Here is an 898-nt window from a genome sequence, read left to right as displayed (position 1 = left end):
TGGACACGCCGGTTGGCGACGGTCAGCCGGGCGGTCAGCTGGGTGTTGAAGTCGCCGGGGCCACTGAAGGTGCGGCCGGGAAGGAAACTCGTCTCCAGATAGCCGTTGGCCCGCTCGACCAGCCCTTTCGCTTCTGGATCACGGGGCCGGCACAGATGGATCTTCGTGGCGAGCAGGCCCGCGAACGCGGCAAACTCGGCGGTGAGCTTCCCGCGGCCGACCCCGGATTCGTTGTCCCAGACGAGCGTCTTGGGCACCGCGCCCCAGGCCGAGAGCAGCCGCCAGTGCCCGTCGATCAGATCGCCGGTCGTGCGCGAGGGCAGCATCCGCGCGGCGATCACCCGCGAGTAGCCGGACACCATCACCAACACCGGCGGCCGTCCGCTCTGACCGTAGCCGAGCGGGATGTCCGCCTCGGGAAACCACAGATCGCACTGGGCCAGCTCGCCGGGCCGATACGTCGTGCGCGAGACCGGATCGACTGGCACATAGGCAGGCCGCAGGTCCCGCACCCGGTCCTTGAGGACCGTCATCCCGCGTTCCCACCCGATCCGCTCGGCGATCACGGTGGCCGGCATCGTCGGAGTCTCCCGCAAAAGCTCACGGATCTGGACCTCGACCGCGTCCACGACCGACCCCTGAGACGGGCGCTCGTACTTCGGCGGCCGGTCCGTGGCCAGGGCTCGCTTGACCGTGTTCTTCGAGATGCCCAGATGCCGCGCGATTGCCCGGATCGGCATCTGCTCAGCCCGGTGCAGCCTACGGATCTCTGCCCAGTCCTCCACGAGGATCACCCTCTCCCTCCTGACCTTCCATCAAGATCAGGTTCAGGCGAAGACCACCAAGTGGGTCACTTTTGATCCGCCGTCAGAGGGTCAGAATTCAAGCGACGCCGAGA

The 898-nt window shown here is 67.3% G+C and carries 1 protein-coding gene; it reads right to left on the bottom strand.

All coding sequences use genetic code 11. The features are described from left to right. The coding region (gene istA / locus IEZ15_RS44090; protein WP_189282535.1) for an IS21 family transposase at window positions 1-794 on the bottom strand (794 nt) is incomplete at its 3' end. Window positions 795-898 lie beyond the last annotated feature (104 nt).

The sequence above is a fragment of the Streptomyces atratus genome, assembly GCF_014648655.1.
GTDB lineage: Bacteria > Actinomycetota > Actinomycetes > Streptomycetales > Streptomycetaceae > Streptomyces > Streptomyces atratus.
This window is presented reverse-complemented; position numbering and strand designations above follow the sequence as displayed.